Source organism: Sulfurovum sp. UBA12169, assembly GCA_002742845.1.
GTDB lineage: Bacteria > Campylobacterota > Campylobacteria > Campylobacterales > Sulfurovaceae > Sulfurovum.
Map to the genome: position 1 here is coordinate 22523 of DLUH01000004.1, position 14477 is coordinate 36999.

14 protein-coding genes and 1 pseudogene are annotated in these 14477 nt (G+C 38.7%); 12 read left to right on the forward strand and 3 right to left on the reverse strand.

All coding sequences use genetic code 11. From position 1 onward, the window contains the following. Positions 1-132: 132 nt before the first annotated feature. The 7 genes and pseudogenes from CFH81_04460 (at position 133) to CFH81_04490 (ending at position 7634) form a co-directional block, all read left to right on the forward strand. The gene (locus CFH81_04460) at positions 133-1404 is read left to right on the forward strand and encodes a hypothetical protein (GenBank protein ID DAB40498.1); all 1272 of its coding nucleotides are present in this window, start codon (positions 133-135) and stop codon (positions 1402-1404) included. Positions 1405-1565: 161 nt separating this feature from the next. Continuing rightward, positions 1566-2657 carry a hypothetical protein gene (locus tag CFH81_04465; GenBank protein ID DAB40581.1) on the forward strand — a complete coding sequence of 364 codons (1092 nt, stop codon included), beginning with the start codon at positions 1566-1568 and terminating at the stop codon, positions 2655-2657. Positions 2658-2730: 73 nt separating this feature from the next. After that, positions 2731-3729 carry a type I glyceraldehyde-3-phosphate dehydrogenase gene (locus CFH81_04470; protein ID DAB40499.1) on the forward strand — a complete coding sequence of 333 codons (999 nt, stop codon included), beginning with the start codon at positions 2731-2733 and terminating at the stop codon, positions 3727-3729. A gap of 140 nt (positions 3730-3869) precedes the next feature. Continuing rightward, positions 3870-5966: a ribonucleoside triphosphate reductase gene (locus CFH81_04475; GenBank protein DAB40500.1), complete on the forward strand. Its 2097-nt coding sequence runs from the start codon at positions 3870-3872 to the stop codon at positions 5964-5966. Beyond that, positions 5963-6294 (forward strand): annotated as a pseudogene (locus CFH81_04480) (hypothetical protein). Before CFH81_04475 ends, CFH81_04480 begins: the two are co-directional and overlap by 4 nt. Continuing rightward, on the forward strand, positions 6287-6769 hold the full coding sequence (locus tag CFH81_04485) for a hypothetical protein (protein ID DAB40501.1): 483 nt from the start codon (positions 6287-6289) through the stop codon (positions 6767-6769). The pseudogene CFH81_04480 and the gene CFH81_04485 overlap by 8 nt, the downstream one beginning before the upstream one ends. A 190-nt stretch (positions 6770-6959) precedes the next feature. Further along, entirely contained in the window at positions 6960-7634 is a 675-nt protein-coding gene (locus CFH81_04490) for an anaerobic ribonucleoside-triphosphate reductase activating protein (GenBank protein ID DAB40502.1), read from the forward strand. On the opposite strand, the gene CFH81_04495 is transcribed toward CFH81_04490, so the two are convergent. Beyond that, entirely contained in the window at positions 7621-7995 is a 375-nt protein-coding gene (locus CFH81_04495; GenBank protein ID DAB40503.1) for a cytochrome C, read from the reverse strand. The genes CFH81_04490 and CFH81_04495 overlap by 14 nt on opposite strands. Positions 7996-8066: 71 nt before the next feature. After that, positions 8067-8984 (reverse strand): glycosyl transferase, encoded by a 918-nt coding sequence (locus tag CFH81_04500; GenBank protein DAB40504.1) that lies wholly within the window; start codon positions 8982-8984, stop codon positions 8067-8069. 238 nt (positions 8985-9222) lie between these two features. Between CFH81_04500 and CFH81_04505 the strand changes: the two genes are divergently transcribed. From CFH81_04505 to CFH81_04525, 5 genes are all read left to right on the forward strand, one after another. Continuing rightward, positions 9223-9543 carry a cytochrome C gene (locus tag CFH81_04505; protein ID DAB40505.1) on the forward strand — a complete coding sequence of 107 codons (321 nt, stop codon included), beginning with the start codon at positions 9223-9225 and terminating at the stop codon, positions 9541-9543. Then, complete coding sequence (locus tag CFH81_04510) at positions 9543-10670, forward strand: radical SAM/SPASM domain-containing protein (protein ID DAB40506.1); 1128 nt, start codon at positions 9543-9545, stop codon at positions 10668-10670. The genes CFH81_04505 and CFH81_04510 overlap by 1 nt, the downstream gene beginning before the upstream one ends. Next, positions 10671-11765, forward strand: a complete 1095-nt coding sequence (locus CFH81_04515) for a nitrite reductase (protein DAB40507.1) — start codon at positions 10671-10673, stop codon at positions 11763-11765. It begins immediately after the preceding gene. A gap of 3 nt (positions 11766-11768) precedes the next feature. Continuing rightward, a complete protein-coding gene (cobA, locus tag CFH81_04520; protein DAB40508.1) occupies positions 11769-12509 on the forward strand; it encodes a uroporphyrinogen-III C-methyltransferase in 741 nt (246 codons plus the stop codon). A 165-nt stretch (positions 12510-12674) separates the two neighbouring features. Beyond that, positions 12675-13376 carry a Crp/Fnr family transcriptional regulator gene (locus CFH81_04525; protein ID DAB40509.1) on the forward strand — a complete coding sequence of 234 codons (702 nt, stop codon included), beginning with the start codon at positions 12675-12677 and terminating at the stop codon, positions 13374-13376. A gap of 2 nt (positions 13377-13378) precedes the next feature. Here CFH81_04525 and CFH81_04530 read toward each other — a convergent pair whose 3' ends face one another. After that, positions 13379-14380 carry an AsnC family protein gene (locus CFH81_04530; GenBank protein DAB40510.1) on the reverse strand — a complete coding sequence of 334 codons (1002 nt, stop codon included), beginning with the start codon at positions 14378-14380 and terminating at the stop codon, positions 13379-13381. Positions 14381-14477: the final 97 nt, after the last annotated feature.

Here is a 14477-nt window from a genome sequence, read left to right on the forward strand (position 1 = left end):
TAAAGATAAATCATTAAGAAATTCATACGTTAAAATAAAAAGCATATACAAAACAATACATCAAGTATGTATTGTTTTGTGCAGGACTTGCAGGTTTTGGACGGAAAGTTTATTTAACAAAAAGGGGAAAAAATGAAAAGAACGATAGTGCTATCAATCATAGCATCATCAGTGATGATGGCAGGGGGAGAGATCGCACCGGTAGAGCCGGTGGTAGAAACACAGCCTGTGGCTACAAATTTTGGTATTTTTAATGATGTAAAATTCAATGGACAATTATTGACACGTTATGAATATGCGGATCAAAGCGGCAATGCGGCGGATGAAGCCAATGCGCTGACAACCCGTTTCGCACTCTCTGTAGGTGCGGGGCTTGGCGGTATTGAAGGGCTTAGCGTGTTTGGACAAGTGATGGCAGTAACCAACTTCGGGTTTGATGATTATGCTCCTGAAAAACTAGGGTATGATGTTATCAACGATCCTGAAAATTCACGTGTGACACAAGCGTTTTTAGACTACAAAACAGGGGATACGCTCTTTAGACTGGGACGCCAGATGATCAATATCGATGATGAGCGTTTTGTTGGAGCGGTAGGTTGGAGACAAATGCCTCAGACCTTTATGGGATACACCGTTACTAACAATTCTATCGAGGGATTAAACCTTATGGCGTCATATCTGACAGACCGTTACGGAATTACTGACGCTCTTACAGGCGGTACAGAAACGGTACTCTTGCATGCAGACTATCAGGTAATGCCTGAACTAAAATTGACCGGATACGGATATCTGATCGGTTCAGGCCCTACTATTTACGGAAGTGATACATTTGGTGTGATGGCATCAGGAAAAGCCGGAATGATCAACTATGTCGCAGAAGTGGCAACACAGCAGGATGCCTCCATGGAGTATGAAAATTATGGATTAGGAAAAGATACGGCAGATGCGATGTACTACCGCGTGGATGCAAGTACGGTTTATAACGGGTTTCTCTTTGGTGCAGCCTATGAGTCGTTTGGCGAAGCGGACGGCAATGCCCACGGATTTAATACACCGTTTGCCACACTGCATAAATGGCAAGGGTTTGCAGATGTGTTCTTGACATACACCGGGGGAAAAAATACTTATGGTTTGAATGATTTATACGGAAAGATCGGCTATGTAGGCGGTGACTACGGCAAACTTACGGCGTTCTATCATGTGTTTGGCGCAGAAGATAACAGCTGTGGTTGCGGAAGCGATGATGCGGGAACAGAGTTAGACTTGCTCTACACTTATGATTTCTCAAAAGATTTGAGTTTCTTGGCAAAGGCGGCTTTCTTCTCGGGAGAATCAGGTTCTGTAATTCCTGAAGCGACAGCCGACAAAGAAGTCTATTGGGTTCAGATTGACTACAAATTCTAGTCTAGTGCGTCCAAAGCACAAGCAATTTTATGCTTGTGCTTGTTTTTGAAGCTTGAAAAAGAGAATTTAATAAAAAGATGTATCGGTCTTTTTATTAAATTATCCAAAATGGTTTTATTTGGAGAGTAGCTGTGAAATATTTTATTTTCTTTCTTTTTTTAATGCTCTCAATTATGTCTTGGGCTCAAGAGACAAAATATATGGACAACTACTCATGCAAAGAGTGCCATGAGCAGATCTATGAGGAGTATCAGTCTTCCGCCCATTCGCAAAGTTTTTTCAGCAATACCTTTCATCAGGATATCGCCAAAGAAGCGCATACGCAAAAGTACGAATGCGCCGTGTGCCATATGCCGATGGCAGACAATCTTCAGGATTTGATGGAAGGGAAAGCCAAACCCGATATCAACAATAAAACCCATACAGACGGCGTTTCATGTTTTTTTTGCCACACGATCGCCTATGTGAAAAAATCCCACCGTTACAACATCAACATTCAAGCGCGCCAGGCCGAAGGATACAAGCCTACACTCTATGGCACATTAGTCAATCCCGACGACAGTGACAAACATACCTCGACAACCAATCCGGTCTATACGGCCAATGTGTGCAAGGGGTGCCATTCGCACAAAGTAAATGATAACAACATTACCGTATTTCGCACCATGGAGAGTGCACAAAACAGCAAAGACTGTATCAAATGCCATATGCCCGAGATTCAAGGCGGGCCTGAAAAGATCGATAAGCGAAGCAGGGGGCATCATGCGAGCCATAAATTTTTGGGTATTCATGATGAAGCATTCAGGGCAACGGGTGTGGATATAAACCTTTCAGTGGAGAATGAACGGTTAAGCGTTACGCTGACAAACAAAATGTCCCATCCACTGATTATCCAAGCAGCCCGTGCTAAATTTTTAAAAATTACGATTGAAAGGGATAGCAAAGAAATTTGGAAAAACTATCAAAAAGAGCCCGGCGAAGACAAAGCGGGATATTTTGCCTATAGTTTTGCGGCAGACAACCGTCATATCGTCGTGCCTGCTACGGCAACGCAAAGCACGGTACATAATCTTGGGGCCAAAGAAACAAAGCAGCTGGTGTATGAAATTTTGCCTTTGCAAAAAGAAGACAAAGTAAGCGTATCTCTCTATGTTCAGTTGGCTAGAGATGATTGTAAAAAAGTAATGAGAGAGGAAGATATCAATCTGAACCAGCCGCTTTTAATGAAAGAAGTAGTATACATTCAAAAATAGCAGCCAAAGGAAAAGGGCAAGAGTTGATGGGTATATATCGTTTGACGCAAAGACAGGTTGCAGGGATGCAAGAGTGAAGAGGATCCGAATCTTTATCAATGGATTTGGACGGATCGGCAGAAGTGCTGCGAGGATTATATTGGATGATCCCGATTTGGAACTGGCAGGGATCAATGACCTTTACAGTTTTGAGCAAATGGCATATCTTTTAAAGTATGATTCTCTCTATTCGACGCTTCGTTGTGAGGTAAGGCTTCAAAATGATGAACTCCGCATAGGTCATCAGACCGTAAAACTTTTTTCTCAGTGCGATGCAGCAAATATAGATGTCAAATCACTTGATATAGATATTGTTTTGCAGTGCAGCGGAATGTTTTTGACGCTAGAGTCCAATATGCCTTGGATTAAAAACGGGGCGAAAAAAGTGATTGTTTCTACACCCCCTTCCGATGAGATGCCAACCTATATTTTCGGAGTAAACCACAAAGAATATAAACAGGAAACGATTGTCTCAAATTCCAGTTGCTCTGCTAATGCCATCGTTCCCATATTTAAAATCATTGATAAGCATTTTGGTATCCGCTCAGCGATGATGAGTATGTACCATAGCTATACATTTTATCAAAATCTGCTAGACAACAAGCATTATTCGACTGAGATAAGAAGAACGCGTAGCGCTACACAAAACATCATTCCTCTTGCAAGCAGTGCCGCCAAAGCAACAGAATATTTTTTCCCCCATCTTAGAGATCAATTTCATGCTGTGAGCATTAGGGTGCCTATTCCTGCGGTTACGCTTTATGATTTAAGCATAAACCTTAATCACACAAGCACCAAACAGGAGATCAACAGACAGCTTATAGAAGAAATAGAGTTTTCTTATGAAAACATCTTAGATGCAACGAACACCCCGGAAGTGTCAAGTGATTATGTGAAAAATCCTTATAGTGCAACAATAAATCTTCCTTTCACCATGCTTACGGAAGGAAATTTGCTTAGGATTTCTGCATGGCAGGACAATGAGTATGGATATGCCAGAAGATTGGTGGATATGGCAAAAGCTCTATCATAACTCTAGGCTAAACAATTGATCTGCCTCAAAAAGTTTAAAAGCTTAAAAATTTAAACGAGCGACCTTCATTTACTTTGACATAAATCAAACTAAAGTTTTTTTAAATATAATATAATTAATTAATACGGGGGCAAAAATATATGGTAAATGTTATAGTAAAAAGAGACGGAAGCACACAAAAGTTTGTTCCTTTCAAGATTGAAGATGTTATCAAAAAAGCATTTCAAAGTGAAGTAAAGGAATATGATAAAAACGTTTTTACTGATGTAATAGATAGCATAAGAGAGAGAGAGAAGATTAGTGTCGAAGAAGTGCAAGACATTATAGAAAAAGCACTTCACGAGCGAGGCCATTTTGAGGTAATGAAATCTTTCATGCTCTATCGCCATATGCACAAAATCCAAAGAGAGCATGTTTTAGGGTTAAGCGAAGATACTACCTATATCAATTCTACACAAACCATCAAGGAGTATATTGATAAGTCTGACTGGAGGATTAATGCCAATTCTAATACAGGATATTCTCACGCAGGACTTGTCAACAATACAGCAGGAAAGGTAATTGCCAATTTTTGGCTGGATAAAATTTATTCCAAAGAAGAAGGATATGCCCATAGAGACGGAGACTATCACATTCATGATTTGGATTGTTTAAGCGGCTATTGTGCAGGGTGGAGCCTAAGAGTACTTTTGGATGAAGGATTTAACGGTGTACGAGGAAGAGTGGAGAGCAAAGCACCTTCCCACTTTAGAGAAGCATTGGGTCAGATGGCAAACTTTTTAGGAATTTTGCAAAGTGAATGGGCAGGTGCACAAGCCTTTAGTTCTTTTGATACATATCTAGCACCGTATGTATTTAAAGATAAGCTTTCTTATGATGAGATTAAAAAAGCAATTATCAGTTTTGTATATAATTTAAATGTTCCTGCTAGATGGGGACAAAGTCCATTTACCAATATTACTATTGACTGGACAGTACCATCTGATTTAAAAGATCAAATACCTACAAAAAATCAGATACATCTCTTTAGGGGATTACAAGATGAAGAGCTATTTGAAGAAGCAAAGACAAGAGGTGTTAACTCTTTGGAAAGCATGACATATAAGCATTTTCAAAAAGAGATGAATCTTATCAATAAGGCATACTATGAGGTCATGACCGAAGGAGATAAGACAGGACAGCCATTTACATTCCCGATTCCTACGGTCAATATCACAGAAGATTTTGACTGGTACGGAGAAAATACAGATATTCTTTTTGAAAATACGGCAAAGATCGGATCCTCTTATTTTCAAAACTTTATCGGCAGCCAATATGTTAGAGATAAAGACGGCAAACTGGTGCCTAACGAAGAAGCGTATAAGCCAGGACATGTGCGCAGTATGTGTTGCCGTTTACAGTTGGATTTAAGAGAGCTTTTAAAAAGAGGCGGCGGTTTATTTGGAAGTGCTGAAATGACAGGAAGTATCGGTGTCGTGACTATCAATATGGCGCGCTTAGGCTATCTCTACGCGCAGGAAGAAGAAAAACTTTATGCAAGACTTGCGGAGTTAATGGAGTATGCCTATTCAACGCTGGAAAAAAAGAGAATATTTGTACAAGAGATGTATGACAGAGGACTTTATCCGTATACGGCGAGATACCTTCCGGGGTTTAACAATCATTTTTCGACGATAGGTGTAAATGGTATCAATGAGATGATCAGGAATTTTACAAAAGACAAGCATGATATTACCGATGTCTACGGCAAAAATATGGCAATGCGCCTATTGGATTTTATGCGAGAGAAGCTTAAAGAATTCCAAGAAAGGTCAGGAAATCTCTATAACCTTGAAGCTACGCCTGCCGAAGGAACTACATATCGTTTTGCAAAAGAAGATATTAAACGATATCCAGATATTATCCAAGCAGGAACACACGAAAATAATTATTATACCAACTCCTCTCAGATCCCTGTATTTTATACGGATGATCCTTTTGAGGCATTATCGTTGCAAGATGAACTTCAATGCAAATATACCGGGGGAACAGTATTGCATTTGTATATGAGAGAAAAGATCAGTTCTGCTGAAGCCGCCAGAAAATTGGTAAAAAATGTTATTACCAATTTCAAACTCCCTTATATCACAGTAACCCCTACGTTTTCTGTTTGTGAAAAACATGGCTATTTGTCAGGAGAGCATGAATATTGTCCTAAATGTGATGAAGAGATTTTACAAGAGGTGCATGGAGGATAAAAGCCGGAGAAGGGAGATGCGCTGTTGTATTGACTTCTCAGGCAATAGGGTGGTGACTGCCTGTGATTATCAAGGGAGGGGAGAGAAAGAGCCTATCGGTTCAGTATCTTTAAAAGAAAAAAGAGAGTGTACAAATCATAAGCAAAGAAAATCATAAAAATTATGTAATTTCTGAGAGAATAGTGGGCATTATTTATGATAAAATAAGAAAAGATATTTTGGTAATTTGCGGTATCCATATCAGCAATGCCTCCAAAGAAGAAATTGATATTTTAGTTAATAATGCACAAAATGTGTTGATATCTTTTTAAGGGAAACAAATGATTGAGGTTAAAGACTTTAAAACACACGGATACAATGTAACAAATGAACAGGCTGGAATGCTTAATGAGCATTACCACAATCCTAAAAATCGTTGGGCTTTACAAGAGTATAATGCCAGAGGCATAGGAAGAAACCCCAGTAATTATGGGCAGTTTGATCTGTTTTTGTTGATTGATGACCAAGGGAGTATTGAAAATGTGGGTTATGAATTTAACGGGTGCCCGACTATTTCATTTGTAGCTTCAATCTATACAGAAGAGATGAAGGGCACTTCATTGGAAGAAGCACTCAAGACTGCACAGGTTTCTTTGGAAGAGATGGCTGCACAAGATAATTGTGAAGAGTGTACGCAAATGATATTGTTGGCATTTTTGGGAGCATATGAAAATTATCAGAATAGAAAAAACAATATAGACGAAGAGTATGGTTTAAAAATGATAGAGAATAATCCTTCATTTGCAAATCAAACATGCGGCTAAAAATCAATCAATTTAAAAGGGGATAAAATGAATAACGATAAAATCTTAGAGACAAACAAGAAAAAAAGAACAAAATGTATTGTGTATACTAGAGTAATGGGCTACCATAGACCCGTAGAGAGTTTCAATATCGGCAAAAAAGGCGAACACCAAGAGAGAAAATTCTTTACCGAAAAAACAGCACAATGTGATGTCGCATAAACCGCTTTACGATATAACCCCCTTTACTGCCTTGGACTATCCAGATCATTTGGCGGCCATTTTCTGGTTTGCCAAATGCCAAATGCAATGTGTCTATTGCTATAATAGAGATATTGTATTTGGTGATGGAAAAATTTCTCAAGAAGAAGCGTTGTCGTTTTTAAATAATAGACAAGGACTTCTTGAAGGAGTAGTTTTATCCGGCGGAGAAGCCACTCTCTATGGAGAGTTGGTAGAGTTTTGCAAACAAATAAAACAGTTAAATTTCAAAATAAAATTAGATACAAACGGTTTGAATCCTAAAATGGTTTCTGCTCTGGTAGAAAATGATTTGGTTGATTATATTGCATTGGATTATAAAGCGCCCAAGCAAAAATTCGAGGCGATTACCAAAAATAAGCATTTCGATAGTTTTTCTGCAACTTTGGATTATCTTATAAGCAAGTCATTTCCCTTTGAAGTCAGAACAACGGTTCATAGCGATTTGCTTCAGCCGGAAGATATCAATCAGATTACCGATGATTTATGCAAACGAGGTTATGAAAATAGCTATTATCTCCAAAAATTTGTTTATACTCCGGGCACAATCGGAGAAGTAGAAGAGCAAAAAAATGCATTTGATACATCAAAGCTCTCTGCTGATTTGAAAGTTATTTGGAGATAGTAGATTTCTTCTTTATCATCCATTTTTTGAAAGGCTGCAGCGAACTGATATAGTCAGCCACATTTTTGAACTCTTGATCTGTTAATGGCAATGTCGGCATAGCATTGGCGCTATATCCAAATTCTTCATAATAAGAAGACGGATCTTTGCTGTATTTTTCTATCTCTTCTTTGTGCCTAGTGTATGAAACCATATTAAAATCCGGCCCTAGTGCCGACCCGCCGTTTACAGTATGGCATATTGCACAGTTTTCAGTATATACTTTTTTCCCAGCTTCAACATCGGCAAATAAAAAACTGTTGATCACGAACAGCCAGAATATTTTTAAGTGATTCACGTCTATATCCTTTTTTTGAAACATATTAAAGATTATATACCAAATAGGATAAAATTAATCTTAATTAAAATGATAATGATTATTGATTTGTTGTCTCACTGTAATAATGCCGGAGAATTTTCTTTCAAGCTTACAAAACCGTCCTCTATTGTCTTGACTTTTCCATGCAAAAAGAGGATGACCGCTGCATTGAGTCGGGCGAGTTTCCATAGCTCTTCACTCGGATTGGTTGTTAGCTCAACAGAAGTTTCAAGCGTGATGGGGCGTGTAGATTTTTTATACTCAATGCCGAAATCTTTAGGGTCAACTTTTATTTCTTTAACAACACCGTTTTTAACAATAAAAATAGAACATTTTGAAAAGATTTCCGGTGTGCCTTCGTTGCCCTTGATGATAACAAGCGTTTTGTATCTGTTTTTAAAAAGCTGAATGTATTTATCGATAAAAGGTTTATGGAACGCACCGATGATGGCCACATCGCTTTGTGAAATATTCAACAATTTTTCCAAAGTATTGAACGGGGTTCGTATTCCCAATGTCATTCGAATTTTGGTCAGGCTATGAAGTTCTTTGAAGTATTTCGACCGGTCAAAATAATGAATATTGTCAGCAAGAGGCACATGCGCGCATATTTCTTTAAGTGTTATGCCTCCTTTTGCCGGTTGCAAATCATCCCCATGCAAGGAGAGCTGAATCCCAAAAGGCTCAAGATAGCGGGCAGTCAACGGAAAAAGATAAGGATTGTCGGCTTTTCCGTCATATGGATATCCGAATTCAATAGAATCAGGTACAGCATAAGGAATGACGAATTCGTCAAAAACCTCTATGCTTCCTTCAAGCTCCTCAAGACTTTCCCCTTTGACGCGCCATCCTAAAAGAAAAGCGCTTATTTGTTCGGGCGCCGCACTTTGCGTTAAAATCTTTCTTAGTGCGTCTTTTATTTCTTCCTTAGTTAAATTTCTATTGAGTTTTTCACCGGTTCCTACCGCTTTGATATAAGATAAAAAGTTCATTTTGACCCGCTTGATTTTTTAAAATTTTATCAAAAAGCCTCCCACTCTTTGTTGATTTGTATCAATAGCTACAAATGCCGTAACTAAGGGAGAGGTTTTTACGATTTTGTAAGAAAAGCGGTACATTTTGCAGAAGAAAAACAAAATGATTTAAAGATTTTCTTGGGCTTGTTTTAAATCAAGTTTTAAGGATAGAAAAATTGTTATAATCTGCCAAGATAAAAAAGAAGGGATCGCAATGGCATTAAAGTTTTTGGTGGTGTTTTTATCGGTATTGTGTGCGGGCAGTACACTTTATGCAGAAGAAGGGAAGAGAGTTTTTGAGACATATTGCTGGGGATGCCACCATCAAACGGCAGTAGCCTTCGGCCCTTCTTTTGCGCAAATAGCCTCCAAAAGAAGTGCTGAAGAGATTCGCGGAATGATCGTTGATCCTGCATCAGTCTCCAAAGCTTTCGGATATAAACGCAATGCGATGCCTGCATTTAAACTCACAGAAGAAGAGCTTCAAGCAATTACCGACTATATTCTTTCTTATAAACCAAAGGAAGAAAAATAATGTTTAGGCTTTCGAATCTTTTAAAAAGCGTTGTGGAGGGGAAGCCTTCGCGGGCGCTGGATGGAAGCATCGCGATATGGAATTTTACTAATCGCTGCAATTTAAGCTGCTTGCACTGCTATTCAAAAGCAGGTCTTGATGCAATAGATACGCTTACGACCTTGGATATTATGGATACTTTGCCGAAACTCAAAGCCAACGGCATAAAGTTTTTGATTTTTTCCGGAGGGGAACCTCTGACGAGAAGGGATTTGTTTGAAATTGCTGAACGCTGCAAAGAATTAGGAATTGTTACCTACCTTTCTACCAACGGACTTTATGTTAAACAGAGCAATGCCCAAAAGATACTTGATGCGTTTAATTATATAGGTATCAGTATCGACGGAAGTCCCGAAGTGCATGACAAATTCCGGGGGCTTAAGGGTTCTTTTGCAGAGTCGATGAAGGCCGTCGATCTGCTGAACAGTTTTGGCAAAACAAAAGTAGGCATCCGTTTTACGGTCACTAAAGATACCTATGATGATTTGGCATTTATCTTTGACCTTGCAGAGCAGCACAATATACCCAAAGTGTATATTTCTCATCTTGTCTATAGCGGAAGGGGATTGGATAACCTTGCAATGGACCTAAGCAAAGAACAGCGTATTGCAGCGGTGAATTACATTCTTGATAAGGCTTTTGAATATTATGAAACCAATAGAGATATCGAGATCGTAACCGGCAATATGGAAATGGATGCTATTTTGTTTTATGACAGATTTGTTGAGAAGTATCCGGACTATGCAGACGAAATGAAGTGCAGGCTTTTGGCATGGGGCGGAAACAGTGCGGGACAAAAGCTATTGAATATAGACAGCGAAGGATTTGTGAAGCCCGATCCTTTTTTCCCGGTTAAGATCGGCAATATTTTGCAGCAGGATTTTTCAGACATTTGGACCAACCATCCTGTACCGTTGTTGCAAAAACTAAGAGAGCATCCCAGAAAGCTTTCGGGCAAATGTGCATCTTGCTGCTATTTGGATATTTGCAACGGCGGCTCACGAAGCAGAGCGTATGCAATCTATGGAGATATGTGGGCAGAAGATCCTTCTTGTTATTTAAGTGAAGAAAAAATCAAAGGAAATTAAATGAAATTATTAGTATCGGCATTTTTATTGACGGGCGCCTTGTTTGCTGCAACGCCAAGCGCATCAGAAAAACTGTTTGTGGTAGAAAGAGAATCACAATCGGTAGCAATCATTCATCAGGGGCTGGTTAAGTCTAGAATGGAAAATATGCACAATATGAATCACGGAATAATCAAATTCGATGAGAAAGACGGGTATCTTATCAGCCGAGACGGTTATGTGGTTCGATTTGATCCGGTTCATGAGAAAATATTAAATGAGTATAAAACCAGCAAAAGCGCAATCGGTTTTGTAATCGGGAAAAATTATGTGGCCGTAGCCAATTATGATGATAAATCGGTTGATATTTTGACAAGGGATCTAAAGCCTATAGAGAAGATTAAAACGGATTCAAAAAATGTGGGAATCAAAATTTATAAAGATATGTTGATTTTTGCTCAAATGGATAGCGACAAAGTGACGGTTCTTAAAGACGAAAACGCAGGAAAAGGGTTGCCGAAATTTAAAATTTTTAAAGAGTTCCAGGTTGGCGAGATGCCTTTTGATGCAATGATCCAAGATAATGTCTATATTGTAGGATTTTTTTTAACGAAGGCATTTGGGGCTATTGATCTAGACAAGATGGAATATTCTCAAATTAAAATTACTGCAGAGGGCAACAAGCCCGTACTTAAAGTGCCTCATTTTGGGTTTTGGAGTTTAAGTAAAGACAAGACATTCATCCCTGCAGTAGGCGATAATGCGGTGTTGGTTTATGATAAACAATTCAATTTTATTAAAAATATTGCCGTGCAGGGATTGCCGGTATTTACTGCATTGAGCCCGGATAAAAAATATCTCGCTGTGACGTTTTCGGGCAAAGATTTTCCTGCGGTTCAGATTATTGATACGCAAACATATGAAATCATTAAAACTTTTACATTTCCTGGAAAAGTACTGCACGTAAGATGGTCTGATGCGGATGAACTTTTATATGTTTCGGTTAATGATGCCAACCAAATTAGTGTCATCAATACAAAAGAGTGGTTTTTGGAGAGAGAAATATTTCAACTTAAACATCCTTCAGGCATTTTTATCTATCAACACAAGGAGTAAAAGATGGGGAAAGTCTATTTGACCGGCGCAGGTCCAGGAGATATTGAGCTTTTGACTATTAAAGCGCTCCGTGTTGTAAAAGAAGCGGATGTGATTATTTATGACCGACTTGCCAATCCGGATATTTTAAATGAAGCTAAAAGCGGATGCGAATTTGTTTATGTGGGCAAAGAGGATTCTCACCATACGCTTCCGCAAGAAGAGATTAACGAAGTGATATATCAAAATGCGCTGAAATATGAAAAAGTCGTTCGGCTCAAAGGGGGAGACCCTTTTGTTTTTGGTCGCGGAGGGGAAGAGGGGATTTACCTCAAAGAGCGAGGGATAAAATTTGAGTTTATTCCCGGGATTACTTCCGCAATCGCCGTACCGCAGTATGCCGGAATTCCGGTCACACATCGGGGAGTTACCGTATCTTTCAGGGTTGTTACAGGACACGAATCGACACATAAAGATCATTCACAAATTCCGTGGGAGAACTATAAAACAGACGATACAATTGTTTTTTTGATGGGTCTTCATCGTCTGAGACAAATCGCGCAAAAACTTATAGCGATCGGAAAACCAAAGGAGTATCCGGTTGCGGTTATCAGCCGAGGGACAACCAAAGATGCTAAAACAGTCATAGGAACACTTGAAACAATTTGGGAACTTGCCAAAGATTTGCCCACACCCGCGTTGATTATAGTTGGCGAGGTGGTAAAGTTGAGGGAACAGCTTAATTGGTTTGAAGAAAACCAATAAAAGAAGATTCCCCCGTTGCATTTTGCTACATCTTTTTTGAAAATAAATTTCAAAGCCCAAAGAAAGTTTTAAAAGTTTATTTTTTAAACTTTCTTTGCTATAATCAGTTACCATTTGATTCAATTTAATAATAAAGAATCTGTTTTATAAATTGAAAGGTATCTGTTGTACAATTTAACTGATATTCAGCTCTTTTCTAAACTTTCGCCAAACTATCTTGCAGAGATTAGCCAAAATGCCATTCTAAAGAACTATACAAAAGAAAGTATTGTTTTTTATGAGGGAGACAGAGGGGAGTATCTCTATATCCTCCTTGAAGGTACCGTAAAACTTTACAAAACAGCCCCCAAAGGGACCCAAATTCAAATTAATCGTTTTGATGCTCCGGTAATAGTAGGGGAATATGCTTGTTTTGAAAGTCAGCCTTTTCCGGTAAGTTGTGAATTCATAACAGACGGAAAAATGGCATTAGTGCATTTTGATTATATTCTTAAAAATCTTGAAAATAAGCAATTTTCTTTGGAATTGATCAAATCTCTTACTTCAAAAATCATGGTTCTTTCGGCATTGATACATAAGGAGACGATTCTTTCCTCTGAAGCTAAAGTGGCAAAGATGCTTATAGAAAATGTTGAGATCTTTACCAAACTTAAATATAATGAGATCGCTTCTATTTTAAATCTTACTCCAGAAACACTTTCTCGTATTTTCAAGAAATTAAAAAAAGAACAGATTATCAAGATAAAGACCGGAGAGCATATTAAAATTCTTAATTATGATGCGCTCGAAGAGATTATTGAAAGCAATAAAGTCAAAAATTGTACAGATTGTTTGGCGCACTTTAAGGCAGAGATGGGGATAAAATAGTTTTATCTCCCCGCTATCCTTTGTTCCCATACCTGAAACGCATCGTCAAAATAGACGATACGCTGCTTCTTGAATTCTACAGTCGAATAGAGCTTTCCGTACTCTTTTAAGCCCGTTTCTTTGGCTATCTCTTCAATGATTATGTCACACTCTTCTTTTGTTTTGGCATGCACCATCGCAAAAAGATTGTAAGGCCATCCGGAATAGCTCGGACGCAAATAGCAATGGCTTACCGCAGAGAAGCTTGCTATCTCTTTTCCTATAGTTTCTGCTTGGTTTTCCGGTACTGCCCAGACGCTCATGGCATTGGCATTAAAACCGGCTTTTCTGTGGTTGAGGATCGTTGCAAAACGACGCATAACACCGCTTTCAATCAGCTCTTTGGCAATGTCGAAGAACTCCTCATAGGAGATGCCCAGCTGTTTTACAATGTCCTTAAAGGGCTCCTTGGTGGCTTGGATATCGTTTTGCAGTGCTTTGATAACAGCCATATGCAGAGAAGTAAGCTCTAAATTTTTATGGGCGGCTTTTTCTACCTTTTCTTTTTTGCTTCTTGTGCCCGTAGTATCCATTTTTACGGATATTTTAAACATCTTAAGTGTTGGAAGGACGATAAAATCATTTACTCCGGCTTGCTCTGCTAATAGCTGTACGGTTTTTTCCAACCCAAATTTGCTATCAGGAGCTACTGCCAAAGTAAACCACATGTTGTAGTCGTGATCACGAAGATAATTATGGCTTACTCCGGGATGTGCATTGATGAGCCCTGAGACTTTATCTATAGTGTCCTTAGGCACCTTAAATGCAACCAAAGAAGAAGCGTATCCTAACCTTTTTGTATCAAAAATAGCAGAAGTTTGCCGGATGATTTTTTGCTCTTTGAGATTTTGTACAAGACCAATCACCTCCTCTTCCGTGGCATTGAACCCTTCAGCCAAAACCTTAAAAGGTCTTTGGGCGAGAGGAAAAGCATTTTGCATTTGATAAAGCAACTCATTTTGCATTCTAGATACCTCGATTATTTATTGAATTATATTATATTAAATTATGGGCTGCTTTTGCTTGATGCACATCAAATTTATTATGGTAAACTTTTGCTAC

Coding starts and splice junctions, on each gene's coding strand:
- CFH81_04460 (DAB40498.1), top strand. CDS start 133: ATGAAAAGAACGATAGTGCTATCAATCATAGCATCATCAGTGATGATG.
- CFH81_04465 (DAB40581.1), top strand. CDS start 1,566: ATGCTCTCAATTATGTCTTGGGCTCAAGAGACAAAATATATGGACAAC.
- CFH81_04475 (DAB40500.1), top strand. CDS start 3,870: ATGGTAAATGTTATAGTAAAAAGAGACGGAAGCACACAAAAGTTTGTT.
- CFH81_04485 (DAB40501.1), top strand. CDS start 6,287: ATGATTGAGGTTAAAGACTTTAAAACACACGGATACAATGTAACAAAT.
- CFH81_04490 (DAB40502.1), top strand. CDS start 6,960: ATGTCGCATAAACCGCTTTACGATATAACCCCCTTTACTGCCTTGGAC.
- CFH81_04495 (DAB40503.1), bottom strand. CDS start 7,995: ATGTTTCAAAAAAAGGATATAGACGTGAATCACTTAAAAATATTCTGG.
- CFH81_04500 (DAB40504.1), bottom strand. CDS start 8,984: ATGAACTTTTTATCTTATATCAAAGCGGTAGGAACCGGTGAAAAACTC.
- CFH81_04505 (DAB40505.1), top strand. CDS start 9,223: ATGGCATTAAAGTTTTTGGTGGTGTTTTTATCGGTATTGTGTGCGGGC.
- CFH81_04510 (DAB40506.1), top strand. CDS start 9,543: ATGTTTAGGCTTTCGAATCTTTTAAAAAGCGTTGTGGAGGGGAAGCCT.
- CFH81_04515 (DAB40507.1), top strand. CDS start 10,671: ATGAAATTATTAGTATCGGCATTTTTATTGACGGGCGCCTTGTTTGCT.
- cobA (DAB40508.1), top strand. CDS start 11,769: ATGGGGAAAGTCTATTTGACCGGCGCAGGTCCAGGAGATATTGAGCTT.
- CFH81_04530 (DAB40510.1), bottom strand. CDS start 14,380: ATGCAAAATGAGTTGCTTTATCAAATGCAAAATGCTTTTCCTCTCGCC.